The organism is Acinetobacter sp. ANC_7588 (assembly GCF_056783995.1).
The window spans coordinates 1-251 of record NZ_JBWYIU010000051.1; the positions used below are offsets into that span (position 1 = coordinate 1).

At 38.2% G+C, this 251-nt stretch carries 1 protein-coding gene; it reads right to left on the bottom strand.

The genetic code is table 11. The annotated features are described in order from the left end of the window. Positions 1-251, bottom strand: a 251-nt coding sequence (locus tag AC1M9J_RS14860) for a hypothetical protein (RefSeq protein ID WP_481952579.1), incomplete at both ends; no start/stop codon positions are given.

The window sequence follows — 251 nt, forward strand, 5'->3', positions numbered from 1 at the left end:
ACGTGTTTCATCAGTATATCTTGCTGACTCTTCTAACTTTGCATTTTCATTAAGTTTAGTCTGAAGGTCTTTCGCCTTCGTCTCAAGCGCAGTTAAATCCGCTTCTGTTGCTAATGAGTCTTCAAACTCTTGTTGTGCATTGGTTTTTAATGCAGCATTTGCAGCGTCTAATTCATCAGATGCTTTTTCAACTTCTTCTTTAGTTACATTTTTCGATGGATCACGACCATCAGCAACGAGTTGTAAAGCTT